The sequence below is a fragment of the Nocardia sp. JCM 38205 genome (assembly GCF_058222935.1).
In genome coordinates this window covers 425,945-451,053 of sequence record NZ_JBYHFL010000002.1, presented here as the reverse complement: position 1 = coordinate 451,053, position 25,109 = coordinate 425,945, and the positions used below count along the sequence as shown (strand labels likewise).

At 68.1% G+C, this 25,109-nt stretch carries 27 protein-coding genes and 1 pseudogene; 13 read left to right on the top strand and 15 right to left on the bottom strand.

Annotation, left to right across the window (positions count from 1 at the left end):
• Positions 1 to 38: 38 nt before the first annotated feature.
• From AC4HOU_RS08880 to AC4HOU_RS08860, 5 genes and pseudogenes are all read right to left on the bottom strand, one after another.
• On the bottom strand, positions 39 to 2,555 hold the full coding sequence (locus tag AC4HOU_RS08880; protein WP_490724362.1) for a DUF2339 domain-containing protein: 2,517 nt from the start codon (positions 2,553 to 2,555) through the stop codon (positions 39 to 41).
• A 309-nt stretch (positions 2,556 to 2,864) separates the two neighbouring features.
• Entirely contained in the window at positions 2,865 to 3,563 is a 699-nt protein-coding gene (locus AC4HOU_RS08875; RefSeq protein ID WP_163814479.1) for a DUF1707 SHOCT-like domain-containing protein, read from the bottom strand.
• A gap of 215 nt (positions 3,564 to 3,778) precedes the next feature.
• Positions 3,779 to 4,435, bottom strand: a complete 657-nt coding sequence (locus AC4HOU_RS08870; RefSeq protein WP_163814478.1) for a response regulator — start codon at positions 4,433 to 4,435, stop codon at positions 3,779 to 3,781.
• A 3-nt stretch (positions 4,436 to 4,438) separates the two neighbouring features.
• Positions 4,439 to 5,624: pseudogene (gene macS, locus AC4HOU_RS08865) on the bottom strand (MacS family sensor histidine kinase).
• A complete protein-coding gene (locus AC4HOU_RS08860; RefSeq protein WP_490724469.1) occupies positions 5,602 to 6,831 on the bottom strand; it encodes an AI-2E family transporter in 1,230 nt (409 codons plus the stop codon). Before AC4HOU_RS08860 ends, macS begins: the two are co-directional and overlap by 23 nt.
• Positions 6,832 to 7,019: 188 nt before the next feature.
• Here AC4HOU_RS08860 and AC4HOU_RS08855 point away from each other — a divergent pair, with 188 nt between their 5' ends.
• Genes AC4HOU_RS08855 through AC4HOU_RS08845 form a run of 3 tightly spaced genes read left to right on the top strand, consistent with a single transcriptional unit; the run spans position 7,020 to position 10,058 of the window.
• Complete coding sequence (locus AC4HOU_RS08855) at positions 7,020 to 8,540, top strand: adenylate/guanylate cyclase domain-containing protein (RefSeq protein WP_175585936.1); 1,521 nt, start codon at positions 7,020 to 7,022, stop codon at positions 8,538 to 8,540.
• A gap of 4 nt (positions 8,541 to 8,544) precedes the next feature.
• Positions 8,545 to 9,639, top strand: coding sequence for a lysylphosphatidylglycerol synthase transmembrane domain-containing protein (locus tag AC4HOU_RS08850; protein ID WP_163814477.1), 1,095 nt, complete (start codon positions 8,545 to 8,547; stop codon positions 9,637 to 9,639).
• Between the two features lie 47 nt (positions 9,640 to 9,686).
• Positions 9,687 to 10,058 (top strand): DUF3054 domain-containing protein, encoded by a 372-nt coding sequence (locus AC4HOU_RS08845; protein WP_163814476.1) that lies wholly within the window; start codon positions 9,687 to 9,689, stop codon positions 10,056 to 10,058.
• Positions 10,059 to 10,096: 38 nt separating this feature from the next.
• On the opposite strand, the gene AC4HOU_RS08840 is transcribed toward AC4HOU_RS08845, so the two are convergent.
• On the bottom strand, positions 10,097 to 11,776 hold the full coding sequence (locus AC4HOU_RS08840) for an NTF2-like N-terminal transpeptidase domain-containing protein (protein ID WP_228815189.1): 1,680 nt from the start codon (positions 11,774 to 11,776) through the stop codon (positions 10,097 to 10,099).
• 310 nt (positions 11,777 to 12,086) lie between these two features.
• On the opposite strand from AC4HOU_RS08840, the gene aroQ reads away from it, so the two are divergent.
• A complete protein-coding gene (gene aroQ, locus AC4HOU_RS08835; protein WP_163814474.1) occupies positions 12,087 to 12,551 on the top strand; it encodes a type II 3-dehydroquinate dehydratase in 465 nt (154 codons plus the stop codon).
• 28 nt (positions 12,552 to 12,579) lie between these two features.
• Here aroQ and AC4HOU_RS08830 read toward each other — a convergent pair whose 3' ends face one another.
• Positions 12,580 to 13,032: a nitroreductase family deazaflavin-dependent oxidoreductase gene (locus tag AC4HOU_RS08830; protein ID WP_163814473.1), complete on the bottom strand. Its 453-nt coding sequence runs from the start codon at positions 13,030 to 13,032 to the stop codon at positions 12,580 to 12,582.
• A 116-nt stretch (positions 13,033 to 13,148) separates the two neighbouring features.
• Here AC4HOU_RS08830 and AC4HOU_RS08825 point away from each other — a divergent pair, with 116 nt between their 5' ends.
• On the top strand, positions 13,149 to 13,799 hold the full coding sequence (locus tag AC4HOU_RS08825) for a trimeric intracellular cation channel family protein (RefSeq protein ID WP_178128074.1): 651 nt from the start codon (positions 13,149 to 13,151) through the stop codon (positions 13,797 to 13,799).
• A 5-nt stretch (positions 13,800 to 13,804) separates the two neighbouring features.
• Here the strand turns inward: AC4HOU_RS08825 and AC4HOU_RS08820 are convergent, their stop codons facing one another.
• Together AC4HOU_RS08820 and AC4HOU_RS08815 are read right to left on the bottom strand one after the other, a co-directional pair.
• Positions 13,805 to 14,278 (bottom strand): peroxiredoxin family protein, encoded by a 474-nt coding sequence (locus AC4HOU_RS08820; protein ID WP_490724361.1) that lies wholly within the window; start codon positions 14,276 to 14,278, stop codon positions 13,805 to 13,807.
• Positions 14,279 to 14,332: 54 nt separating this feature from the next.
• On the bottom strand, positions 14,333 to 14,866 hold the full coding sequence (locus AC4HOU_RS08815; RefSeq protein WP_490724360.1) for an RNA polymerase sigma factor: 534 nt from the start codon (positions 14,864 to 14,866) through the stop codon (positions 14,333 to 14,335).
• Between the two features lie 289 nt (positions 14,867 to 15,155).
• Between AC4HOU_RS08815 and AC4HOU_RS08810 the strand changes: the two genes are divergently transcribed.
• Positions 15,156 to 16,250, top strand: coding sequence for a DUF6236 family protein (locus AC4HOU_RS08810; protein WP_490724359.1), 1,095 nt, complete (start codon positions 15,156 to 15,158; stop codon positions 16,248 to 16,250).
• A gap of 49 nt (positions 16,251 to 16,299) precedes the next feature.
• On the opposite strand, the gene AC4HOU_RS08805 is transcribed toward AC4HOU_RS08810, so the two are convergent.
• Entirely contained in the window at positions 16,300 to 17,097 is a 798-nt protein-coding gene (locus AC4HOU_RS08805; RefSeq protein WP_195020269.1) for an ArsR/SmtB family transcription factor, read from the bottom strand.
• A 154-nt stretch (positions 17,098 to 17,251) separates the two neighbouring features.
• On the opposite strand from AC4HOU_RS08805, the gene AC4HOU_RS08800 reads away from it, so the two are divergent.
• Genes AC4HOU_RS08800 through AC4HOU_RS08790 form a run of 3 tightly spaced genes read left to right on the top strand, consistent with a single transcriptional unit; the run spans position 17,252 to position 19,261 of the window.
• Entirely contained in the window at positions 17,252 to 18,181 is a 930-nt protein-coding gene (locus AC4HOU_RS08800) for an ABC transporter ATP-binding protein (RefSeq protein ID WP_490724358.1), read from the top strand.
• On the top strand, positions 18,178 to 19,029 hold the full coding sequence (locus AC4HOU_RS08795) for an ABC transporter permease (protein WP_163814464.1): 852 nt from the start codon (positions 18,178 to 18,180) through the stop codon (positions 19,027 to 19,029). Before AC4HOU_RS08800 ends, AC4HOU_RS08795 begins: the two co-directional genes overlap by 4 nt.
• A complete protein-coding gene (locus tag AC4HOU_RS08790) occupies positions 19,019 to 19,261 on the top strand; it encodes a helix-turn-helix transcriptional regulator (protein WP_163814463.1) in 243 nt (80 codons plus the stop codon). Before AC4HOU_RS08795 ends, AC4HOU_RS08790 begins: the two co-directional genes overlap by 11 nt.
• Before the next feature lie 13 nt (positions 19,262 to 19,274).
• Here AC4HOU_RS08790 and AC4HOU_RS08785 read toward each other — a convergent pair whose 3' ends face one another.
• Genes AC4HOU_RS08785 through AC4HOU_RS08775 form a run of 3 tightly spaced genes read right to left on the bottom strand, consistent with a single transcriptional unit; the run spans position 19,275 to position 20,915 of the window.
• Positions 19,275 to 19,682 carry a type II toxin-antitoxin system VapC family toxin gene (locus AC4HOU_RS08785; RefSeq protein WP_178128073.1) on the bottom strand — a complete coding sequence of 136 codons (408 nt, stop codon included), beginning with the start codon at positions 19,680 to 19,682 and terminating at the stop codon, positions 19,275 to 19,277.
• A gap of 5 nt (positions 19,683 to 19,687) precedes the next feature.
• Positions 19,688 to 19,918, bottom strand: a complete 231-nt coding sequence (locus AC4HOU_RS08780) for a ribbon-helix-helix domain-containing protein (protein WP_490724357.1) — start codon at positions 19,916 to 19,918, stop codon at positions 19,688 to 19,690.
• A 58-nt stretch (positions 19,919 to 19,976) separates the two neighbouring features.
• The gene (locus AC4HOU_RS08775; protein WP_194990617.1) at positions 19,977 to 20,915 is read right to left on the bottom strand and encodes an NAD(P)-dependent oxidoreductase; all 939 of its coding nucleotides are present in this window, start codon (positions 20,913 to 20,915) and stop codon (positions 19,977 to 19,979) included.
• Positions 20,916 to 21,035: 120 nt separating this feature from the next.
• Here AC4HOU_RS08775 and AC4HOU_RS08770 point away from each other — a divergent pair, with 120 nt between their 5' ends.
• Positions 21,036 to 21,350: a winged helix-turn-helix transcriptional regulator gene (locus AC4HOU_RS08770; protein WP_163814519.1), complete on the top strand. Its 315-nt coding sequence runs from the start codon at positions 21,036 to 21,038 to the stop codon at positions 21,348 to 21,350.
• Positions 21,351 to 21,468: 118 nt separating this feature from the next.
• On the top strand, positions 21,469 to 21,825 hold the full coding sequence (locus AC4HOU_RS08765; protein ID WP_194990618.1) for a hypothetical protein: 357 nt from the start codon (positions 21,469 to 21,471) through the stop codon (positions 21,823 to 21,825).
• A 33-nt stretch (positions 21,826 to 21,858) separates the two neighbouring features.
• Here the strand turns inward: AC4HOU_RS08765 and AC4HOU_RS08760 are convergent, their stop codons facing one another.
• Positions 21,859 to 22,992, bottom strand: a complete 1,134-nt coding sequence (locus tag AC4HOU_RS08760; RefSeq protein WP_490724356.1) for a glycerate kinase — start codon at positions 22,990 to 22,992, stop codon at positions 21,859 to 21,861.
• 121 nt (positions 22,993 to 23,113) lie between these two features.
• Here AC4HOU_RS08760 and AC4HOU_RS08755 point away from each other — a divergent pair, with 121 nt between their 5' ends.
• Positions 23,114 to 23,425 carry a GNAT family N-acetyltransferase gene (locus AC4HOU_RS08755; RefSeq protein ID WP_130918239.1) on the top strand — a complete coding sequence of 104 codons (312 nt, stop codon included), beginning with the start codon at positions 23,114 to 23,116 and terminating at the stop codon, positions 23,423 to 23,425.
• Positions 23,426 to 23,550: 125 nt separating this feature from the next.
• Here AC4HOU_RS08755 and AC4HOU_RS08750 read toward each other — a convergent pair whose 3' ends face one another.
• Positions 23,551 to 24,312 (bottom strand): lysophospholipid acyltransferase family protein, encoded by a 762-nt coding sequence (locus tag AC4HOU_RS08750; RefSeq protein ID WP_163814458.1) that lies wholly within the window; start codon positions 24,310 to 24,312, stop codon positions 23,551 to 23,553.
• 134 nt (positions 24,313 to 24,446) lie between these two features.
• Here AC4HOU_RS08750 and AC4HOU_RS08745 point away from each other — a divergent pair, with 134 nt between their 5' ends.
• Complete coding sequence (locus tag AC4HOU_RS08745) at positions 24,447 to 25,091, top strand: YqgE/AlgH family protein (RefSeq protein WP_163814457.1); 645 nt, start codon at positions 24,447 to 24,449, stop codon at positions 25,089 to 25,091.
• Positions 25,092 to 25,109 lie beyond the last annotated feature (18 nt).

The window sequence follows — 25,109 nt, the reverse complement described above, 5'->3', positions numbered from 1 at the left end:
CCGCGGCCGTGCGGCTGCCGGGCTCCCGTCTACCTGCCCTACGACGTCGGCGGGTTCTCGCTGCTCGCGTCGGCGAAGGCGCGAGCGTAGCGGGTGCCTGCCAGCAGGAGCAGCACCCCGACGATGAGGAAGGCGGCCACCCGCACCAGGCCGTCGAGCGTGGCAAGGTCGAACAGGAACAGTTTGGCCAGGGCGGCAGCGGTGACCAGCAGGCCGGAGCCGAGGGCCAGCTTGGCCACCGCAGGCGAGCCCGCCAGTTTGCGCAGGCCGTACAGCAGCGCGGCGGTGGCGGCGACCATCCAGGCGATGGTGGCGGCGCTGTGGCCGATGAGGAAGCCGTCGGACGCGCCGGAGGCCACACCGATGGACACCGTCGCCACCGTCACCGCGTACAGCCCGCACAGGCTCGCGGCGACCCAGAGGACCACGTCGGCGATATCACCGCCGATACCGGGCAGCCTGCGCACCGCCCACACGCCCGCCGGCACGACGGCGAGGGCGAGCAGGGCCGCCAGTAGCGTCGCGATGTCCAGCTGCTGTTCGGCGAAACGCTGCACGGCAAGGGTTTCCGGGGAGGCGCTGTCCAGGAAGACCAGCGCACCGAGCGCCGCGAACATCACACCGATACCGGCGGCCACCGGGTTCCGCAGTTGCCCGGCCACGGCGAGGAAGCCGAGCGCGACCAGCAACAGCGCGACCGGCAGGGTCTGCACATCGGTCACCCCCAGGCACGCCTCGAGCAGAGCGAACGATCCGGCGACGGCCGCAGCGATCGCGGTATGCGGCGGAATGAACCGGCGCAGCCGCTGATTCGGCGCAATCGCGGTCGCCGCCAGACCGAGCAGTACCGCGGCGAACACCGCGGCAGCGAACACCGAGGTGCGGCGTTCGAACATCACCGGCGCTGCCAGCAGCGGAATCGCCGCGATGGCGAGGGTGACCGTCGCGGTGATGTCGCCGGAGCGCTCGCGCACCGCGAGTACGGTGCCGACCAACCCGACGGCGGCGATCGCGACCGCCGCCGTGAGCAGCCAGTACAGCCGGGCCCGCTCCGGGTTGTCGAAGGTGGCGACGGCGATCGCGGCCAGCGTGGCCAGCACCGCGGGCGCGGTCCGGATGACGTGCAGAATCGGCCAGTTGCGCGCCAATTGCACCGGCACACACGCGGCTTGCAACACGATCAGGAATCCGAGCAAGGCCAGTTCCACGGTCAGCACTGGCGACAACACCGCCGCGCCGGCCACCACAAGCACCGCGAGAGTCTGCGAATTCCACCGCACCGCCAGCCACACCCCGCCCGCCGCGACAGCCGACGCCAGTGCCAGCCCCACCACCGGCGGCAACCACTCGTACACCGTGGTCACCCCGACCACATTCAGATAGCCGCCCGCAATACCGGTGGCCGCCAAGGCGATTCCGCCGACCTGCCCGCCACTGCGCGCGTACACCCGCACCCCAGCCCCCACCAGCGCCGCGGAGAACGCCACTCCGGCCGCCACCCGGGGCACCGGCCCGAAGAACCCGGCCTGCGCCGCCAGCACCAGCAGCATCACCACCCCGATGAGGGTCACCCCGACCCCGGCCACCGCAAGCACCCGGCTGATCACGCCCTCCTGCTGCCACCACGGCGTCCGCTTCGGCGCCTGCGGAGGACGCCACGCCTGCCCCGCCGGCACACCCCAGCCCCGCCCTCCCGGCGGAACCCCATACGGAATCCCGGTGCCACGCGGCGCCCAACCACCCGGCTGCGCGAAACGTCCGGCCGGGTACGGATACCCACCCGCCTGCGGCCCATAAGGGCCGGGAGTCGCAAAGGTGCCGCGCCCCGGCACCGCACCCTGGTGCGCCGCGGAGCCCGCCTGCGGCTGGGAGGCGCCCGGCCCGGGGAACGCGGGCGCGTCCGGGGGTACGGGCGCACCCGGCGACCCGGGCGCGCGCGATGGCTCGGTCGCACCCGGTTGTGAAGTACCCGCAGCAGTAGGCGTCCGGTCGGCGCCCGGCTGAGCGTGGTCGCGGCCAGATGACGGCCGGTCGGCATTCGACCGTTCCCGGCCAGCGCCCGCCTCCGCCTCCTCGACGCCCGCCCGCGCCTCGTCTACGCCGGACTGTGTCTCGGCAACGCCCGACTGTGTCTCGGCAACGCCCGGCCTAGCGCCCTCGACGCCCGCCGACGGCTCGACGTCACCCGATCGCGCCTGGTCAACGCCCGGCCTGGCATGTTCGACGGCGTCCGATCCTGCCTCATCGGCGGTCGATCGTGCGCGCCCGACGCCCGCCGACGGCTCAACGACACCCGGCGACACCTGACCGGCACCCGACTGCCGCCGGCCGACACCCGGCTGTGGCGTGCCGGCCACCGGGTGCTTTGCGGAGAGCCCGGCGTCAGGCACGGATGAGCCGGTGGCGGGCTCCCCGGCCGCACTGTCCGCCCGCTCCGACGCGACCTGACACCGCAGCAGTTCCAGGTCACGCCCCAACGCCCACATCTGATCGCCGAGCGTCTCGAACTCTCCCGACAACCGCGAGATCAGCACCGGATCAATAGCTGTACTCATGCTTCCAATGCTGAGTTCGACGGGTATGGAACACATGAGTAGAAACACCCGGCAACAGACGAATATCTACGCGAATCCGCTGGTAAAGGCGCTGCGGGCGTTCGATGGCCGACCCACCGGGGCTACGGACCGGCCAGCTGTCGCGTTCGACTGTCCCAGGCGTCCCGCAGCATCAGCCGCGTGGCCCCGGCCGGCGGTAGGTCTACGTCATCGGACGCTGTCTCCGCCCGCCTCGTTCGCAGGGCCGAGCACCGCGCCGGCAATCGCATTCAGGCCGTGCGCGGGGCTGTTCAGGAGCGCGGCGGGCCCTCAGAACCCCATGAGCTTGCGCCAGTTCGACATGAACGGGTGCTTGGCGGTGACGGAGCCGAAGCGGGTGCGGCCGTGCACGATCAGGTGCAGGCGGCCGATGGGTGGGCCGGTGCGGACCTTGTTGTTGGCGCTGGAACCCACCAGATCGAGGCCGTTGAGGTCGACGGTGGCCTCGCTGGGCACGATCAGGGTCAGGCCGGTGGCGTAGTCGTCGACGTGCAGTTCCACCACCTGGGTGGACATGATCGCCTCGGTGAAATCCAGAGTGACCGAGGAGAGCACGTTATTGGTGTGCAGCACGGGCGCCACCTGCCAGGGGCCGCGCCGGCTGAGTGTGGCGAGCCTGCCGCGGATGACGTTGCCAGGATGCTGCGGCATGGGCGCGAGGTGCGGCGTCGACGGCCCTGTCAGCGGCCGTGGCGCGTTCACAAAGGCGGTGGACGGTGCTGCGGGCTGCCCGACCAGTCGGACGCCGGGCAGATCGATGAGCACGGAGTTCAGCTCGCCGCGGGTCTTGGCGGCCAGCGCCGTATCCATCCGCTCGGTGAACTCCCCCAGCGACAGCATTCCCAGCCCGACGGCACGTTGCAGCAGCTCGCCGACGTGTTCTCGTTCGGCATCGGAGACCCGCAGGTCACGATCGCCTACCGGCCCGCCGGAGCCGATACCTGATGAAACCGAATCGGGGCCGCCCATGGGTCCGAGGTTACCGAGAAACCGCCCGTTCCGGCATCGGGGCGATCCCCGATTCCGGCGCCCCCGGCATCCTCCGGAAGTCGTACGATCGCCGCCCACAGCGTTGGCGACCCGCCGCACGACACAGCACCGAACTGCCGACCGGCAACGATACGACCGCAACGATCAGCTGCGCGAACTCCCGACACCGACCCCGATAGGCCGAGCGCGACGCCCTACTCGAGCCCTTGCTCGATGGCATACCTGGTCAACTCGACCCTGTTCGCCAACTGCAGCTTCCGCAGGGTCGCCTGCACATGGTTCTCCACGGTGCGGTGCGACAATCCGAGCCTGGACGCGATCTGCTTGGCCGACAACCCTTTCGCCACCATCCGCAGCACCTCGGTTTCGCGTTCGGTGAGCGCGGGCCGCGGCGGCGTGGCCGGGTCGGCGGGCGCGGTGGCGATGCGGCGGTACTCACCGAGCACCAGCCCGGCGAGTCCGGGTGTGAACACCGCTTGACCGGCGGCGGTGGCGCGCACGGCATCGCGCAGCTCCGCCGACGACGCGCTCTTGACCAGATAGCCGGTGGCGCCCGCCTTGATCGCGTCCAGCACATCGTCGCGTTCGGCCGACGCCGACAGCACCAGCACCCGGCTGTCCGGCGAGACCCGCAGCACCTCGGCGGTGGCCTGCGCGCCGTTGCCGTCGGGTAGTTGCATATCCATCAGCACCACATCGGGTCGCACGGCGGCGGCGCGTCTGGTCGCCGCGCCCACACCGTCCGCGGTGGCCACGACCTGGAACCCGGATTCGGTCAGGTCACGGGAGACGCCGTCGCGCCACATCGGGTGGTCGTCCACCACCATCACGGTGATCGCGTCCTCGCTCATCGGCTACCTCCCTCTCGATCGGCCACGTGGCACCCGGAATTCCCATTCGGTGCCGAAGCCGACGCCGCCGGTCTCTTCGGTCAGCAGTTCCGCCGTCCCGCCGAGTGCTCCGATCCGGCCGACGATAGAGCGTGACACGCCCATCCGCCCCTCCTGTTCGGCCTCGGCCAGCCGGCCGGGTGCGATCCCGACGCCGTCGTCGCGGACGCTGACGATCACCTCGTCGCCGGTGTCTTCCAGCAGCACATAGGCTTTCGCGTCCGGCCCGGCGTGCAGACCGACATTCGACAGCGCGGTCGCGACCGCGGCCGCGATCTCGGTGGCGACCCAGCGCCGCACCGGTACCGGATCACCTGGCGTGGACACGAAGACGTCCGGCGTGGCGTGTTCGGTGAGCAGCGGCCGCAGATCGACCTCCGCCCCGCCCTCGTCGGCACGTGCACCCTGCTCGGAGATCAGCACCCGCAGCGCCACTTCCTGTTCACCGGCCCGCTGCGCGAGTTCCGCGGTGGGTCCGCCGATTTCGGTGCCGCGACGTGTGATGTAGCTGAGCACCTGCAGCACGCCGTCGTGTACCTGACGGGCGAGCCGTTCGCGTTCTTCGGTCGCCGCGTTCAGCCGCACCGCCCGCTCGAGCTGACGTTGCGCGGTACGCGCGGTGTTGGCGGCAAGCCCGAGCGCCAGCCCCACCGATACCAGTACCGGCGCGGTCGCATCGGTCCACACATCCTGACCCCACTGGTCGCGCACGGTGATGCTGGCGGCGGCGATGAGCATGCCCGAACACACGCCGAACACCGGCCCGCGCAGGATCGCCGCCGAGATCACGGCATTGGTCGCCCACAGCGTGGTCGGCAGGGTCTGGTGGCCGTGATACCAGTCGTAATCGGCGACCAGCCGGGTCGAGGCCATCAGCCACCACATGGTCGCCGAACACCACCCAGCCGCGCAGCCGGAGGGCGTCGGGGAAATGCCACTGCGACAACATGATCGCCGAGACGCCCGACCACACCGCCATGCTCGCGATCAGCACCCAGCTCAACCGCTGGTTCTGGTAGTAGGGCACCGAGGCGATCTGCTGGCCCACCGCGTACAGCAGCGTCACCAGCCGGAAGGCCTGCGCCGCCCGCCACAGCGGGGCGGTGGCGGTGTCTGCGGAGCTCGCTTCAGTCGTCCGTGGTGGCGTCATCGCGGGTCCCGGTGTCGTCGGTGCGGCCCGGTTTGTCCCCACCGGATTTCCCGCCGAGTTTGCGCTGCGCCTCGGCCAGGATGGCCCCGACATCGAAGCGCCCCGGCTCGGGCACATCCGGCTCCGCCGAATACAACCTGCCGTCCTCGTCGGTGCGCAGCTCCTCGAACAGCTCCTCCGGATCCTCGGCCAGCAACGATCGGATCGCGGTGTTCATCACCGCGACGAACGGCACCGCGAGCAGACCGCCGGCGATCCCGCCGAGCACCACGCCCGCGGTGATGGCCAGCACCACCGCCAGCGGATGGATGCTCACCGCCCGCCCCAGCAGCAGTGGCTGCAACACATGCCCCTCGAGCTGCATCACCGCGATGATGACGCCGAGCACGATCAGTGCCGTCACCAGGCCCTTGGTGACCAGGGCGATGAACACCGCCACGAACCCGGCCAGGAACGCGCCGATGATCGGGATGAAGGCGCCGACGAACACCAGTGAAGCCAACGGCAACGCCAGTGGCACCCCGAGGATGGCGAGCCCGGCACCGATACCGATGGCGTCGACAGCGGCCACCGCCACCGTCGCCCGCACGAACCCGACCAGCGATCCGAAGCCGAGCTCGCCGGCCGTTCGCACCCGCTGCCGATGCGGCGTCGGCACGATCCTGGTGATGAAATGCCAGATCTGATCGCCGCTGTAGAGGAAGAAGATGAGGATGAACAGGGTGAGGAAGGTGCCGGTAAGGATGTGGCCGATCACCGTCGCGGTGGTGAGCGCCCCGCTGGTGAGCTCGTCCTGATTGGACTGGATGGCCTTGACCGCGGTGTCGCCCGCGCTGCGGATCTGATCTTCACTGAGGTGGATCGGCCCGTTGATCAGCCAGTCCTGCACCTCTTTGATGCTGTTGGTGAACTGATCGGTCAGCTGGGGCACGCCCTCGACGAACTGCTCGACCACGAAGGTGAGAATCCCGGCGACCAGCCCGAGCGAACCGACCAGCACCACGAACACGCCGACCGAGCGCGCTATCCCCAGCCGTTGCATCCAGTCCACCAGCGGCGCCAGCAGCGCGGCCGCCAACAACGCGATGGCCAGCGGAATCACCACCGTCGCCAGCCGCTGCACGACCATGGCCAGCACGGCGACCAGCGCGAAGATGACGAGCAATCGCCACGCCCACTCCGCGCTCACCCGCACGATCGGATGCACCGCGTCGGCCGCCGCCGACGCTCTCCCCTCCCGCTGTGCCGCCGTCTTCGGCGTCGATCCCGCGGAACCTGACTTCGGCTCGGTCACCCTGGAGAGCTTATCGGCGCAACACCGCCACGCAGAGGATAGATGTTCGAAACGCTAGATTGGTGATCGTGTCAGCGCCCTTGGAAGCGGTCAAACAGACCATGCATACGCGCTGGCCGCTGTACCTGACGTCGATGCTGTTGGCCAATGCCTTCGGCGCGGTGCTGGTCTGGGCGTTCATCCAGTACGGACTGCCCATACCCGAAGGTGAGGCCGCCGGACCGCGCCAGGTGGGCCTGCTGATCCCGGCGCTGGTCTTCGTGATCGGCGGCCTGCTCAGCGTGGTCGCCTCGGCGTGGATGCTGCGGCCGGTGATGCGGTGGCAGGTGCGCGGAGGCCCGCCGAGCAGGCAAGAGCAGATGGCCGCGCTGCACGCGCCGCTGCGGCAGTCGATCCTGCACCTGGCGTTATGGATCGTCGGTGGCGCGGTGCTGGCCTCGCTGATCATCGTCGACACGCCCGAACTCGCCGGTGCGGTGATCGTCACCGAATGTATGGCCGCGACCATCGTCTTCGGCTTCACCTACATGCTCGGTGAGCGCATCCTGCGCCCGGTGGCCGCCGAAGCACTCACCGCCGGCACCTTCGACCACACCTTGACCCCCGGTGTCGGTACCCGCATGGCGATGACCTGGGGCATGGGCACCTTCGCGCCGACCATCGCGATTGTGCTGCTGTGCGTCACCCAGATCTCCTCCGACATCAAATTCTCGGCGCAGTCGCTGGCGGTGTCGATTCTGCTGCTGTGCGGTGTGGTGATCATGCAGGCGCTGGCGTTGTCGATGCTCACCGCCTCCAGCATCTCCGACCCGGTGCGCCAGCTCAGCCAGGCCATCGACCGGGTGCAGGCCGGCGCGCGGGATGTGCAGGTCGAGGTGTTCGACGGCAGTGAGATCGGGCTGTTGCAGGTGGGCTTCAACCGGATGATGGAGGAGGCCGCCAAACGTCAGCAGCTCCAGGAGCTGTTCGGCCAGCACGTCGGCGCCGAGGTGGCCCAGCGCGCGCTGGACTACGGCACCGAACTCGGCGGTGAGACCAGGTTCGTCGCGGTGCTGTTCGTGGACATGGTCGGCTCGACCGCCACCGCCGCCGAGCGCCCGCCCACCGAGGTGGTGAGCCTGCTCAACGAGTTCTTCCGGGTGGTGGTCGACGTCATCGATCGCCACCACGGCTTCGTCAACAAGTTCGTCGGTGACGCGGCCCTGGCGATCTTCGGCGCGCCATTGGACCGTCCGGACGCACCCGCCGCCGCCCTGGCCGCGGCCAGGGAATTGCGTGAGGCCCTGCGTGAGGTGCACGGCCTGGATATCGGTATCGGCGTTTCGGCCGGACTGGCCGTCGCGGGAAATATCGGTGCGGCCAATCGATTCGAATACACCGTCATCGGAGATCCGGTCAACGAGGCCTCGCGGCTGACCGAGCTGGCCAAAGACCAACCCGGGCGGGTGCTCGCATCCGGCTCCGCGCTGTATTTCGCCGATGAAAGCGAGCAAGAGTTTTGGGTGACCGGCGACGAGGTACAGCTGCGTGGACGGCGCAGAAAAACCAGATTGGCCTGGCCCAAGAACGGCGCCGAGGCCACCGACGATGCAGACGAAGAACAGGTGCGTTCGTTAGGCTGACCGCGTGACGGCCAACGGCGCTCCAGCAGGCGATTCTGTCTCGCCTGCGGCCGCTGCCGCGCCGGTTCGGCGCAATTTCCGGTGGCTGAAATGGGTCGCCGGTGTGGCGTTGCTCGCATTATTGATCGGCGAGGCCATCTATCTCTGGCCGCGTCTGCACGAGTCGTGGCGCACTCTCACCGAAATCCATTGGGGCTGGGTAGCGCTGTGCATCGCATTCCAGGCGATGTCGATGAGCGGATTCGGCCGCGTGCAGAAACAGTTGCTCGGCGCCGGTGGTGTGCGGGTCAGTCAACGCAAATCGGTAGCCGTCGTCTATGGCGCGACGGCGATGTCGGTGACGCTGCCCGCCGGCCAGGTTTTCTCCACCGCGTTCACCTACCGGCAGACCCGGCGCTGGGGTGCGAGTCCGGTGGTCGCCTCCTGGCAGCTGGTGTTCTCCGGTGTGGTCGCCGCGGCGGGCCTGGCGTTGCTCGGCGTCGGCGGTGCACTGCTGGTCGGCAATCGGGTGGGGCCGGTGAAACTGATCGTCACCGTGCTGGCCATTGTCGCCCTGGTGTGGGCGGGCAATTACATCTCCAGCAATCCCGGTGCGCTCGAAACCGTCGTGCGCCGAGTGCTCGCGCTGGTGAATCGGGTGCGCAAACAGCCGCCCGACCATGGAATGTCCAAAGTCACCGACATGCTGGCGCAGCTGGAATCGGTCGACCTCGGTACCCGTGACGGTGCCTGGGTGGCCGGATGGGCGGTGGTGCACCGCATCGCCGACGTCGCCTGTCTCGGCGCCGCCTGTTACGCCATCGGCGGCGACCCGAAATGGGCAGGCCTGCTGATCGCTTTCGCCGCGGGTAAAGCCGTCGGTTCGATTCCGTTCGCGCCCGGCGGCATCGTCTATGTGGACGCGACCTTGATCTACGGTCTCACCGCCGCCGCGGGATTGCCTGCCGCGCAGGCGGTGGCGGCGGCATTCGTCTACCGGCTGGTGAGTTTCATTCTGGTGGCGATCATCGGCTGGATCGTTTTCGCGTTCGGTTTCCGCACCAAACAGGCCGACGAGGTGGAATACGAAAAGGAATTCGAGCAGCGCCGCACCGTGTAGCCGTGGCGTGGCCGGGGATTGATTGAAACGAACACTAAGCTGGCCGGGTGAGGATTTTCCTGCCGTTGGTGGTCGATGCCCTGCTGGTGGTGCTGTTCTGCGCGATCGGACGGCAAAGTCACGACGAGGCGGTGCTCGCCGGATTGTTGCGGACGGTCTGGCCGTTCGCGATCGGGTTGGCGGTCGGCTGGGCGGTGGCGGTGATCGCGGCCGGCCGGATGTACGGCGAGGGCGCCCGTTTCGATGGCAGTTCGCTCTGGCCCACCGGGGTGCTGGTCTGGCTCGGCACCCTCGCCGGCGGCATGGTGCTGCGTTCGATCAGCGGCCAGGGCACCGCGTTCAGCTTCGTGCTGGTGGCCTCGGCCGTGCTGGCGTTGTTCCTGCTCGGCTGGCGAGCCGCCTGGAACGCGATCAACTGATCGGGTTCCAGGCTCCGGTGATCTGATACGAGAGCGGTTCAGGGCTCGGGCTTGGTGAACGAGCGGAACATCCGGGCCGCCATCCGCACCGCAGCGTCGCCGCCATCGATATTGTCGATGTGGACCGCGAAGGCCAGATCCCCCATCGTGGCGATCAACCAGCCGTCTTCGCCCGCTTCGGCGACGAAGCCGGTGACCCCGCCGTACATCCGAAGCTCTTCCATCCTCGGATCGTTCATGCCGTCGCGCATCATGGTGCGCAGCCGATCGGTGACCGGGGCAGGCAGCGGTTCCAGCTGAGCATCGGTTTCGCTGGGCCGTCCACGCTCGATCATGGGCGGCGGCACCGAGCCGCGCGCGATGGTCGCGGCGGCGATGGCCATACCGAAGGGGCTGGCCAGGACCGCATCGGCGCCCGCGCCCTGCCGGACCTGCTCGGCGCTGCGTCCGGAGATGGCCAGCCGTCCGGTGACCTCGTCCAGACCCGGTACCCGGAAGTCGACGCCGATGCCGAGTTTGGCGGCCGCCTCCGCGGCCTCCTGCACCGAGACGTCGGCCGGCGCCTTACCTTTTTCGACGCCCACGATATTGCGGAACAGCTCGATGTTCGCGCCGATCGGGTACAGGCCGGTGAACGCCACCGGCCCGTGCTCGCTGGCATAGCCGTTCTGGGCGACCGCGACCACCGCACCGGTGGAGGGCTGGATCGCCACCAGCGACGCCGGGCTCGCCACGCTGACCACGGCATCCAAGGCAGCACGCTGCAACTTCTGGTCCATGGTCGCGGCGATATCGGGCCCTGCGGGGCCCTGTTCACCGGCCAGCTGGGTGATGAATCGGCCGTCCTTCTCGAACAATTGGACGGCCCATCCGGAATGCGCCTGCTGGCTGTCCTCCCAGACCTCGGCCAGCCCGTCCAGCATCGGGGAACGCACCCGCCGGTCGACGGAGATCACCCGCGGCTGCTTCTCCATCACCACACCGGGAATGGGCGCCATCCGCGGTTCGAGGATGTTGAAATCGCCGTCGCGCAGGCTGACCGCGACGATCGGCTTGCCCCCGGAGGAGGCCAGCTGCTGCATCAGATACGGCCCGGTGATCAGCGAGGCGACCGGTTCGATGGCGTCGGCGAGCGCATTCGTCGAGGCGACCGGATCGGGCATGAGCGCAGGATCCAGTTTGATCACGTTGATGTTCTGCTCGGCCATCAGCGGTTCGCCGACGATATCGACCACGCGCGGTGGCGGTTTCGGAGTGGTGCGCACCAGCTTGACCTCGCGGGTGTGGCTCAGCTGCGGCATCACGATCGCGGGGTCCCAGGAGATGCGCCAGCCGATGGCGAGCTTACGGACCGAACCTTCGATGCTGTAGGACCAGTTCTTCTTTTCGCCGAAGCTCCAGTCGACGTCCATGCTGAACAGACCGGAGGCGGGGTCGAGCTCGATGAATTGGGTTTTCTCGTAATCGACTTCGCCGGATTCCAGGCCCTCGAACATTTGCTTCAAGGTTGCCGAGGCCGCGGTGGGGTAGGACGTCAGCTCCGCGGCGGCCGCGTAGTCGTGCTCGTCGAGCAGCTCGGTGAACCGTTCGACGACAGCCTCGGCTTCGTTCGGCTGCTCACCCAGACCACACGATCCCATCGCGAATACCAGAGCCGCCACCCCCGTGAGGGCCAGTGCGCCCCGGAAGCGAAAGCGGCGGGATCCCCACACATCCATGTCGCCCACTCTTCACTCTTGTCACTCCAGTAACAAGACCACCGTACCTGAAAAATCCCTGTTTGCGGCGCCCCCCGAGCCGGGAGAGCAACCCGTACACAACGGTGTCAATTGTGCCCGAACCCTCCCGTCTCCGAAGCCGATCACCAACGTCGTCCGATGGCCCGAAGACAACCGGCGCAGCTACCGTACCGACCGAGCCGACGCCGCGTGCAGATACCACCGAACTCGGCGTTTCACATTAGATACCCGATCCGATCCGCGACCAATCGCGCAGGTACGCACCGGGTGAATCGGTAAGGTTGCCGGCATGTCCGACACCGCCGCGCCGAGCCTGCCGATCCTGGTGCTCAACGGTCCCAATCTGAACATGCTCGGCGTACGCCAGCCGGAGATCTACGGCTCCGAGACCCTCGCCGACGTCGTGGAATTGTGCACGCGCACGGCGGCCGGGCTCGGCCGCGAGGTGAAGGCGTTCCAGTCGAATTCCGAGGGCGCCCTGATCGATCGGATCCACGAGGCCCGCGGGACGGTCTCGGGCATCGTCATCAATCCCGGCGGGCTCACCCATACCTCGGTCGCCCTACGCGACGCGCTCGTGATTCCGGAGGTGCCGATCGTTGAGGTGCACGTCAGCAATGTGCACGCCCGCGAGGAGTTCCGCCACCACTCCTTCATCTCGCCCATCGCCACCGCGGTGATCGCCGGGATGGGCGTGTTCGGATACGCGGCGGCGATCGAATTCCTGGTGCGGCGCCGACCGAGCGGCCACTGATCGACCGCCGATCGAGTGGCGGCGCCGATCATGCGATGCGGAATACCGGGAACCCCGGCGCGATCGCGGCCAGCTCCGCATCGGTCGCATCCTTGGTGACGCCCTCGAAGAACCGGCCCACCTCCCAGCCCCAGCGCTTCAGGTAGGCGCGCAGCAGCGGCACCTTGTCGGCGTCGTCGATCTCGTGCGCGGTGAACGCCTCCACCTTGCGACCGAGCCGCAGCTCGCCCTCTCCGGCGGCGCGCAGATTCCGCACCCACTGAGTGTGTCCGCGCGGCGCGACCAGGTAGCGCGCGCCGTCGATGTCCATGACGTTGACCAGCGTGGTGCGCCACTGCCCGCTCTTGCGGCCGCGCACGGCCAGCAGTCGCGAGCCCATGATGCTGATGCCCAGCTTGGGCAGGGTGTTCATGAACCGATTCATCGTCGCCTCGCCTCGTGCCGGGCCGATGTATCGGGTCGCCGCGTTCGTGCCGGTCATGTCCATCTCCTTTGTGAGCGCCGCTCTCTGTTGAGAACTACAGTCTCACGCGCGGCGGCACAAGTCAAGAGCAGTGCTCTCTATCTGTGGCGCTGCGGCCGCATTCCGCTGCGCTGATGGACGATGGTCGAGTGGCGGCGGCTGATCTCACCGATCTGTTTTTCGTGCTCGACCTGAGCGGCGTACTCGCGAACGCGGTGCTGGGCGGAGTACTGGCCAGAGCCGAACGGTTCGATCCGATCGGGTTCGTGACCCTGGCGATCCTGTCCGGGCTCGGCGGCGGCCTGATCCGCGACACCCTGCTCCAGCGCGGCACCCCCATCGCGCTCACCAACTACGCCTACCTGGTGACCGCACTCGCCGGGGCGTTGATCGCGTTCGTCCTGCTCATCGAGGGCAAAATCTGGGACCGCACTTTCCTCTTCGTCGACGCAGCCGCCCTCGGCTGCTGGGCCGCCACCGGCGCCCAGAAGACCCTGGCCGTCGGCCTGGGCTGGTTGCCAGCCATCCTGCTGGGCACCATCACCGCGGTCGGCGGCGGCATGGTCCGCGACATCGTGCTGCGCCGCACCCCGCGCATCTTCGGCGGCAACACCCTCTACGCCACCGCCGCGCTGGCGGCGAGCATCGTCATGGTCGCCCTCGCCGCAGCAGGCCAGACCACCGCGGGCATGATCTGCGCGACCACCGTCGGCGCGGGCCTGTGCCTGCTCGCGCACTGGCGCGGATGGACCCTCCCGGAGAGCCTGCCGCGCCGCGCGCAGTGAGCCGGCTAGATGCTGGTCCGGCCGAGCATCGCCTCGACGGCCGCGGCGATACCCCTCTTGTCGTAACCGCTGACGGGCAGGGTCGCGCCGTTGGCGTGGCGGACGATGCCGTCGGCGTCGACGAGCATGCTGCCCGACTGCTGCATCGTGCCGAATACCGTGCGGGTCAGGCCGATCGAGGCGTGCGGGGTCGCGGTCGCGCCGACGAGCACCGTGAAAGGGATGCCGTGCCGCGCTTTCCAAGCCAGCGCGCGATCGCGATCCTCCGGCACCGCGATGTGGATGCGAATGCCCGCGTTCTCGAATTCGCTTCGCCGCGTCTGCAGATCGCGGACGTGCCGGGTGCAGATCGGGCAGGACGTGGAACGCGTGAAGTACACCAGAGCACCGTTGGCGCCGAGATTCTCCGACAAGCGCCACGGGCGGCCATCGGTGTCCTCGAGTTCCAGGTCGGGCGCGGGGGATCCTGCAGTGAGCATGGGGAATTCCTTCGATGCGGGGATGGTGTGGGGCGAACGGATATCCGAGGCGGACTACAGCGGATCGGCGAGGCGTTCACGAACGGCGGCACGGGCGCGATGCAGCTGCGACTTCATCGCCGCGGTACTCAGGCCGAGCGCCTCGGCCGTGTCACGACCCGGGTGCCCGAGCACATCGCGCATGATCAGGACCCTGCGCTGCAGCGGCGGCAGCTCGGTGATGGCGCGGGTGAGCTGTTCGGCGTCGAGCCTGCGCAGTACTTCGTCCTCGGCGGAGACGACCGTGCCCGAGTCGGACCCCTCGTGCACGCGGTCGAGCACCCGCCGAGCCCGTCGCAGACATTCATTGCGGACGATCCGGAACATCCACGACGCGATCGCCGTGGCGGTGCGCAATGTCCCGATCTTGCGGTACAGGATGATCAGCGCCTCTTGCGCGGCGTCTTCCGCGTCGGCCGACGACGCGCACAGGTGCTGGGCGAAGCGGCGCACATGAGGATGGGCCCCGTCCACGATGGCCGAGAGCGCGTCCCGATCACCTTGCTGCGCCGCGGCGACGAGTTGTTCAGCGGCCCATCCGCGTTCCACTCGGGGCCTCCCCTCGGTACTCCGATGCGGCGCCCGGCAGCGGTGCGACCGCGGCGGCGTTCGGCGCGGTCATGGGTTTCATGTCGACTCTCACCACCATAAGAGCGCCTCCGACCGGAAAAGGATTCGGATCGGCGACAGTTTCCTCCGCGCCCGCTATCGTCGGTTCCGACTCGGCAGCTCGCCCACCGGCATCGCGAAAGCGCCTGCCCGAGTTCGCTCGACCGATACCGGCGATGCCCGGCATCGACGCACCCAGCCGACGAGAAGCCGAGGCCTCGAGGGAACCGTGCCGGATCTGTTCTACTACCCGAAGATCAACGCGCCGCGCTCGGTGATCTACCAGGCGGTGCTGTACTGGGATCGCTTGGTCACCGTTGCGCCGCCGGGACCGCTGGATGATTTTCTCGGTCCGCAGATGCGTCAGTTGAACGACGCGGGACTGTACCTGCGATTGTCTGCCGACGAGTGGCCGGGCGGCACCGGCGTGATCGAACGGACGCTGTGGACACTGACGCGGCTGCTCGATGAGATCCCCGCGGACGATCTGGTCCCGGACAGCGGTCCCGACAGCTACGTTCATCGCGGAAAGTTCTCGCCGGATCTCATCGAGGAATTGCGGCGACGGGGGCTGGCTCGCAGCAGCGGCCTCGCGGTCTACATGTCGGCCGCGACTCAACTGTGCCTGATCAGCGCCGCGGCCCGTGAGCTCGCCCTGCACTACAGGCATTCGAATTTCGGTGAACGTGATAGCGGCTACCACTACATCGACAGCCTCTACCCCTACACAGACAGTCCGGCCGCCCATCGGTTCGCACACTCACCGTTCGCATTCATCGACGATGGCCCCGGTCCCGAGGGCGCGATTCATCCTCGCCGGTACCGCGGGTTGTTCCCCGGCCGCCTCCCCGACCCGAGCCCCGCGCCCTGTCTGGATGTCGAAATCGGTGGGCTGTTACCGGTTCCCGGCCATGACGTCCTGATCGAGGATCTGATCGCGTTCCGGGAGAAGTACAGCGATGAACGACGACGCCTCATCACGGCGATCGACCGCCTGGTGCGCGGTCTGCAACGCGACTACGGCCGGCCCAGGGACGTGTTCCACGCCCTACAGGGTGAGCTGGAGCGGGCCCTGGCCGATCTCGAGCACGCGGGCCGCTGCGCGAATATCAATTGGGTACGCCGAGCGGTGACGGTCTCGATCGCCTTGGCATCCGGATACGCCGGGCAGCAGCTGTATCCCGAGCTTGGCTGGCTTCTCGGCGTCATCGGCGGAGCCGCGATCAATGTCGCTACCACGACCACCCGTGCACCCCGGCGCGAATTCGCCGATGACATCACCTACTTGCAGCGGACGCGTTCCGCCGTAGCAGGCCACTCGTAGGCCTCGCCGCAGCCGGAACGGCGCGACAGCGGAGTGCCGCGCCGGTTGATCAGCTCTGCGCGGGCTCGGGCAACACGTCCCCGGTTTCCAGTAGCGTCTTCAAGTTCGACAGGATCGAAGGCCATCCGCCTTGCACCCCGTCGAGCACCCGGCTGCCGGGCGCGAACCCATCGTGGACAACGGTCAGCTTCACGACCTCGCCCTGCGGTTCGATCTCGAAGGTCACCTTGGAGCGGGGTTCGGCGGACCATTCGGCGAGTTCATCGGCGTCCATCCCGAATTCGGCGGCGAACTCGGGGCCGATGGTGTGCCAGGTGAAGGACAGGCGGCGGGGCGGATCGGATTCGAGCACGATCTGCTCGGGATCTTTACCGACCCAATTGCCTTGCTTCCACACCATTTCCGAGCCCTGCCGCCAATCGGTGTCGAAGGTGGCGCCCCAGTAGCGGCTGGTGAATGCCGGATCGGTGAGGGCCTGCCAGAGCTTTTCCGGCGTGGTCTTGATGTAGGTGGTGTAAACGAATTCGGTGTCACTCATCGGACTGGTCTCCAATGCGGATTTCAGGTCGGCGAGGGCGGTGACCCGCGCGCGGTGGTAGCGGTTGATCCAGCGGTCGGCGATGGCGTTGATGGGTTCGGCGTTCAGGTAGTGCAGCTTTTCGCGGCCACTGCGCCGGGTGGTGACCAAGTTGGCGGCCTCGAGCACCGCCAGGTGTTTGCTCACCGATTGGCGAGCCATGTCCAGCCCGGCGCACAGCTCCCGCAGGCTCTGGCCATTGCGAGCCTGGAGGCTGTCGAGTAGTCGCCTGCGGCTGGGATCGGCCAGCGCTTTGAATACCTCGTCCATCGCCGTTCTCTCGTGATATGCAGCCGTTTGGCTGCCCAAGCCAGGATAGGCACCCAAACAGCTGCATGTCAACGATCGAGTAGCGAGCATTGCCACGTCGAAATGTAGTACGTATGCTACAAACCATCACCAACCCACGACAGGGAGGGAAACCATGACTGTGGGTGACGGCGTGGTGCTCGACGTGGAGCAGCTGCGCATGCGCTACGGATCCAAGGACGTCCTCGATGGCGTTTCATTCCGGGCGCGACACGGCGAAGTGCTGGTCATGCTCGGCCCCAACGGGGCGGGCAAGACCACCACCATCGAAATTCTCGAGGGATTCCGGGTGCCCTCGGCGGGCAGGGTCGACGTGCTCGGCGCGAATCCGGCGCACGGCGACGAGGCCTGGCGGGCCCGGATAGGGGTGGTGCTGCAATCGTGGCGCGACCACAAGAAATGGCGTCTCCGCGAACTGCTGTCCTATCTGGGCACGTTCTACGGCCCCTATAGCACCGATGGCGTCCGAAAGCCCTGGGACACCGATGAACTCATCGAGCTGGTCGGCCTCACCGAACATGCCGGCGCCAAGATCTCCACCCTGTCCGGCGGGCAACGCCGCAGGCTCGACGTCGCGATCGGCGTGGTCGGCAAGCCCGAGGTGCTGTTCCTCGACGAGCCGACCGCCGGATTCGATCCGGAAGCCAGGCGCGAATTCCACGATCTGATCCACCGTTTGGCCGACGAGCAGCAGACCACCATCCTGCTCACTACCCACGATCTGGACGAGGCCGAGAAATTGGCCGACCGCATCCTGATCCTGGCCGGTGGCCGGATCATCGCCGACGGCTCGGCCGACGAACTCTCGCGCCGGGTGTCGGTCGAGGCCGAGGTGCGCTGGACCAGAGACGGCCAGCGTTTCGTGCACACCACCACCGAGCCGACCAAGTTCGTCTACGAGCTCTTCCAGCAATTCGGTGCGGACATCGGCGAACTGGAGGTGCGCCGCGCCTCACTCGAGGAGACCTACATGTCGCTGGTCCGCCACTACGAGAGCGGCACCGGCGATGCCGAAATCCACGCCATCGAGGAGGTCGTGCGATGAACCCGACTACCGTCGCGATCCGGGCCGGATTCCGCCGGGCCGGCATCGAACTGCGGATGCTGTTCACCCATGGCGAGGATCTCGGCGGGATCCTGCTCACCCCGATCCTGCTGCTCACCGCGCTGTTCTTCATGCGCAACAGCACCTTCCAGGACACCGACCTGAGAATGGGCGCGTTGGCGTTGCCCGGGGTGATCGGCGCGGTGGTCGCCTTCAATGGCTTGTACGGCATCGCCCAGTACCTGGTGCTGGACCGGGAGGACGGCACGCTGTTGCGCGCCAAGGCCACGCCGAACGGCATGATCGGCTATCTCATCGGCAAGCTCGGCGCCAACGCCGGTTCGGTGCTCGCGCAGGTGGCTATCCTGCTGGGCGTGGGAACGGTGATCGTGGGAGGTGTGTCGCTCGACAGCGTCACGTCGTGGCTCACGTTGGCGTGGGTGCTGGCCCTCGGTCTGCTCGCGATATCCGCACTCGGCGCGATCCTCGGCTCGCTCTTCGACGATCCTCGTGGCCTGTTCTTCTTCACCATGCCGCTGATGGGCCTGGTCGCCATCTCCGGCATCTTCTATCCGATCACCGGGTTGCCCGGCTGGTTGCAAGTGGTGGGACAGGTATTCCCGATGTATTGGCTCGGTCTCGGTATGCGCTCGGCGATGCTGCCCGATAGTGCTCGGGTGGTCGAGCTCGACGGTTCCTGGCGCCATCTGGAAACCGCTGCGGTACTCGGCATCTGGTCGGTGGCCGCGCTGGTGATCGCGCCGGCGGTGATGCGCCGGATGGCCCGCCGGGAGTCCGGCGCGGCCATGGCCGAACGGCGGGAGAAGGCGTTGCAGCGTGCCTACTGAGGTCATCTACAACCGGATCGCGATGCTGCGCGCCGAGCGCGGCATCTCCCGGCGCGAGCTCGCGGAAGCGCTCGGCGTGCACTACCAGACCATCGGATATCTGGAGCGCGGCGAGTACAGCCCGAGCCTGCATCTGGCCTTGCGGATCGCACAGTATTTCGAGGTGGCGGTGGAGGTCGTCTTCTCCACCACCCCCTTCCCCAGACTCGGGTCGGACTCGGAATCGGCCTGATTCACGCCGCGGACTACGGAACCAGAGTGAACCCTGCGGCATGGCGAGGGCGTACGACGGTGAAATGCCGCCGATCCGTGGTGGCTATCTGCGTCAGATTCCGACGCTCCGCCGCGGCGATAACCGAGGCGTCGGCCGTACCAAGTGGAAGGTCGCGGTACTTGGCAACCAGTTCGGCGATCCGAAGCCAGTCGACGGCGTGGACGGGTTCGACCGCGAACAGGCCCTGTGCCAGATCTCCGAGGAAACGCACCTCGGCCTCAGTGCCGAGTCTGGTGCTGATCAGGTATACCGCCTCGGTGATGACCAGCGTCGGCACGACGAGCGGGCCGCGATGGGTTTGCAGCAGGTCCAAGGACGCTTCGTGGTGGGCGTCGTCGGCGTCGACGTAGGCATACAACGGGCCCGCGTCGACGACCAAGCCGCTTATCGGCCCCACTCCGCGCTCAGGATCTCATCGATCCGGCTCGATACATCCGACTGCCCGCTTCGTCCGGCGCCTGCTGCACCGAACTTTCGCCGGCCTTCGGGGGGCATGGAGAGAAACTGCGCGACTGCCGCACGAGTCAACTCGGAAACCGTGATTCCGCGTCGTTGCGCCTCGTGTCGCATACGCTCGTCGAGTTCGTCGGGCAGTTTCACCGTCGTCCGCTTCATGGTATGCCAGCATACCCTCGCCCGCCCGAACGCCACTGGCAACGGGCGGGCGACCTGCTCAGGACTTCGCCCCGCCGAACAGCTCGAACACCGACACCGGCTTCCCGGCTTCCTCCGTTGCCGCGATCGCCTTGCGCCAGATGCCCTGGGCGGTATGCGAGATGGTCGCGTCGACGCCGACCTCCTCGCTGGCATCGATGATGTGCTGCGCACCGGCGTCCATCATCTTGAACGCCGACAGATCGCCCCAGCCACCTTCCTTGGCCGCCTTGGCGTACTCCTCCATGAAGAAGGGGTAGGCGCCGGCGGCACGCTGGGCGAAGGGCAGGAACTGGTCGATGTCCTGGCCGGAGCGGGCGATCACGGCCAACGCCTGATCGTAGGCGAGCATCCAGGGATGGAAGACGATGAGCAGCGCCTGGTAGAAGACCTGCGCGAGACCGTCGTCGGTGCCGAGGTACTCCGGCGGGCTGAGCGGGCGCAGCAGCTCGGCGTGCGCGTCGAACACCTCGCGCGGGCCGCTGTAGAAGATGTACGAGGCCGGGTGCTCGATATTGTCGCCGGCCGACATGACACCGCCGGAGAGGAATTCGGCGCCGTGCGAACGCACCCACTGCGCACCCTTGCGCGCCTTCTCGGGCGAATCCGAGGACAGGTTCGCGATCACCTTGCCCGCGAGATGGTCGGTGGCCTGACCGAGCACGTCGTACATGGCGTCGTAGTGGGTCAAGCTCACCACGGTCACCTCGTTGGCCTCGAGTGCCTCGGCGACGGTGTTCGCGCGCTTGGCACCCAGCTCGACCATGGCGTCGACCTTGGCGCTGCTACGGTTCCACACCGTGACCTCGGTGCCCGCCTTCAAGAACGCCCGCACCATGGCCTGCCCCATCGGCCCGAGACCGATGACCGAAACCGAGGCGGTGCTGCTCTGCTGAGACATGTGCTGATCCTTCGAAAGTCGATACGGTTGCTGTCGGCGCCGGTCCTCATGGTTCATCTGCGCAGGTAGGCGCGACAAGACCGCACATGCAGGTACGGTTGCTTACGTCGAGGTCCGTATCGAGGTCAGGAGGATCCAGTGACGGTCGGCAGTGACGCGGATCACGATGCGTGCGGGATGAGCGTGGCGATCGACGTCGTCGGCGGGAAGTGGCGGCTGCACCTGATGTGGGTGCTCGGCGACGGTCCACGCCGTTTCGGCGAGATCCGGCGCCTGCTCGGCGGCGTCAGCGAAAAGGTGCTCACCGAGAACCTGCGCCATCTGGAGACCTCCGGCGTCGTGCACCGGGAGATCTACCCCGAGATCCCGCCCCGCGTCGAATACTCGCTCACCCCGCTCGGCGCCGAACTCGCGGCAGCGCTACGGCCGCTGGAGGAGTGGGGCGACCGGCATCGCGGTGAGCTGGTCACGAAGCTGATGTCGGCAAGCTGACGCTTCCGGCCCCGGCTTCGACCGCGACGGCGTACCGATGAGCGAGCACTTCGCGCCGATGCCGCCGGAACCGACCGGGTTCGCGGTACCCGTACCGCACGGCTACCGAGATCGCCGAGTGGTGGACGTGATCGCCTGCCTCGTCCTGTGGGCCGTCGTCTTCGCGCTGGCGCTGATCAGCGCGTTCTGGTTCTTCTGGCACGTCGCCATGGGCGGAACGTTCTCCTCGCCGTCCTGCACCGGGCAGCCCGATACGTGTGCCGAAGCGGAACGAGAAAGCGAGACCGCGAGCGGTGTGTTGTTGCTCGCGGTTGTGGTGATCCCGGGTGTCGCGCTGGTCGTGAACGTCGTCGTCGCGTTCGCGAATCGGGCATTCGCGCGGCGCGGGCCGGCGCCACGGAGGCTGCCGCTGTTCGTTTGGCCGTTGCTCGCGATCGCGTGCCAAGCGTTGTGTCTGATGGTCGCCCTGAGCTGATCGACGTGATGGCCGGCTGTCGGATCGACGCGGCTATGACGGCTTCGGCTCACCCAACCGCTCGTCGGCGATCCGGCCGCCGAGCTGTTCGAGCAGCACCGCGGCCTCGGCCATCGAGCGGCTCGCATCGGGTTCCATGTCGGCCAGGGCATAGCCGGCGTCGAAGCCGGCCGCGGCGAGCTCGTCCGGGCCGAGGTCGATCCGTCCGGCAACGGCGATGACGGGGACGTCCGCGGTTCGCGCGGCGGCGCACACACCCATCGGCGCCTTCCCGTGCAGGGTCTGCCGGTCGAGGCAGCCTTCGCCGGTGACGACCAGCGTCGCCGATTCCAGCACGGCCGCGAAATCGAGCAGTTCGAGCACCACCGCTATCCCACTGCGCATTTCCGCCCCGAGCACGGCCATGGCGCCGAAGCCGGTCCCGCCCGCCGCGCCCGCGCCCGGCCGGTCGGCATGTGCCGCGCCGACCAGCATGGCCCAATTCTGTAGTGCCGCTTCGAGAACCGCCTGCTCAGCTGGCCCGGCACCCTTCTGCGCGGCATACACCGCGACCGCGCCCGACGGCCCGAGCAGCGGATTGTTCACATCGCCGGCGACGATGAACTGCACGTCCGCCAGGCCCGGATGCAGACCCCGCAGATCCAACCGCTTCGCATCACGCAAAGCCCCACCGCCCCTTGGCACTTCGTGTCCGTCCGGCCCATAGACGCGCGCCCCCAGCGCCGTCAGCATGCCCGCTCCCCCGTCGGTGGACGCGCTGCCGCCGAGCCCGAGCACGATCCGCTCGGCGCCCACCGACAGCGCGTGCGCGATGACGACGCCGAGCCCGAAAGTGCTGGCGTTCAACGGGTCCGGTAGCCCAACGGGAAGCCGTGCCAGGCCGACCACCGCGGCGAGTTCGATCACCGCGGTATCGCCACGCACCGCGTAGGAGGCTTCCACCGTTTCGCCGGTCGGCCCCGGCGCAGGCATGGTGACTCGCGTCCACCCGGCCGAGACGAACGCGTCGACCGTCCCGTCCCCGCCGTCGGCCACCGGCGCGCGCACCACCCGCGCATCCGGCCGCGCCCGCGCGATGCCCGTGGCCAGCGCCGATGCCACCGCGGCAGCCGACAGCGACCCCTTGAACTTGTCCGGGGCGAGTACGACGGTCGGCACCGGCTCCATCCTGCGATTGTCCACCGTCGCGCCCCCCGCCGCACCCCGGCGCCGGACGACGGGTCCCGGCCACCGATACGGCGACGCGTTGCGATGTGTCCACGGCGCGCCGGTGGAGTAGCTTCGAGCCATGTCGACAGAGGTCCGCAACAACACCGCACTGGAACGCTTCGAGATCTACGTCGACGGCGCGATCGCCGGGTACGCGGAGTACCAGGACACCAATGCCGAACGGGCTTTCGTGCACACCGAGATCTACTCCCAGTACGAGGGCCAGGGCTACGGCCGCATGCTCGTCGAGACCGCGCTGAACCAGACCCGCGCCGATCATCTCGGCGCGCTGCCGATGTGCCCGATGGTGCGCCATTTCGTGGAGACCCGCCCGGAATACTTGCCGATGGTCCCGCACTGGGCGCGCGGACGGCTCGGGCTTCCGCAGTAGGAGTCGGCTCGCGCAGGCGAGCGGTTCGCCGCGCGCCCCGGTCGCCCCGGCGCGGTCGATGGCCGCCCCGCGGCCGGTGCCGCCCGGACGCGAACGCAGCCGCGGTGCAGCCGTCTCGATACGACTCAGTACGCCGAAACGGCCCCGTCCAGCGCCTGCTGAAGATCCGTCTTCACCAGCCGCGCGATCTCGGCGGGCCGGGCGGGCAGATCCACGATCGGCACACCGAAGTAGAAGCTGGCCGACTTCGCTTCCTCTTTGGTCGGCTCCACCGCCGGATCGGGGCGCGGACCGTAGCTGAGTCCGATGCTGAGCAGTGCGGGATCGGTGCCGAGTTTCATCGTGCGGAAGGCGATATGCCCGATACCGCTGCCGATGGGCTGCACCTTGGCCGGGTCGATGTCGTTGCAGGTGCCTTCCGGGAAGACCGCGAGACAATCGCCGTCGTGCATGCGTTCGGCGCAGACGTCCATCATTCGCTGCCCGGCCGCGTTCACCGCGCGCAGACCGTGATCGCGGCCGCGGAAGACCGGGATGCCGCCCATCATGTCGATCTTGCGGCGTTGCTCGCGTTCCAGGAACAGCTCGTCCTTGGCCAGCACCCGCACCCGGCCGATGATGGGCCGCAGCTCGCTGCGCCAGGCGGCCGCGGCGACGGTGTAGGGGTCGAGCTGGGACAGATGATTGATCGCGATCAGCAGCGGTTTGCGGGAACGGATCAGCTCCGCGATCCGCGCCCTGGCGCCGGCCGCATAGCTGATCCGCGGCCGGAAACGGCGCCCGAGCAGGGCGTATGCCGCACGCGCCTGGAACCGCCGCTGCTGATGGGCGCGGTAGTAGTCGTACACGGCATCGCTGTTTTCGAGGACGACCTCGGGCGGTTGCATGCCGCCGACTCTACGACGCCGTCCGGCCCGGTCAACGCCCATGTTGATCTTGTCACCGGACTCGCGCGCATCCGGCACGACACGGAACGCGAAGACAAGCGGCGCGACGGCGCGATAGCTGCGATGATGACGGTGTGGCACGCGCAGAAGACCCGGATGATCGGAAAACTCGCGGCGGTGGCGGTGAGCACGGCAGGCGAAGTTCTCATCGCGGCGAGCAGGTGGTTCGCGCGGGCACCCTGCTGGTGTCCTCCACGGAACTGGTGGAGCCCACCTTCCGGCGCACCGTCATCTACATCATCGAACACAACGACGCAGGCAGCCTCGGCGTGGTGATCAACCGTCCCAGCGATACCGCCGTGCACGATGTGCTGCCGCAGTGGGCCGAAGTGGCCGCCGCACCGCGCACCCTGTTCGTCGGCGGTCCGGTCAAGCGCGATGCCGCGCTGTGCCTCGGCACCCTGCGCGTGGGCGCGTCCATCGAGGGTGTCGCGGGTCTGCGTCGCATCGACGGCCGGGTGGTGTTGATCGATCTGGACAGCGATCCCACCCAGATCGCCCCGCTGGTGGAGGGTGTTCGCATCTTCGCCGGATACGCGGGCTGGACCTTCGGTCAACTCGAGGGCGAGCTGGAGCAGGACGACTGGATCGTGCTATCGGCGCTGCCGAGTGATCCCATCACCACCCGCCGCACCGACCTGTGGGCGCACGTCCTGCGCAGACAGCCGCTGCCGCTCTCGCTGCTGGCGACTCATCCCATCGAGCTGGAGCGCAACTGACCCGCACACGCCGACGAT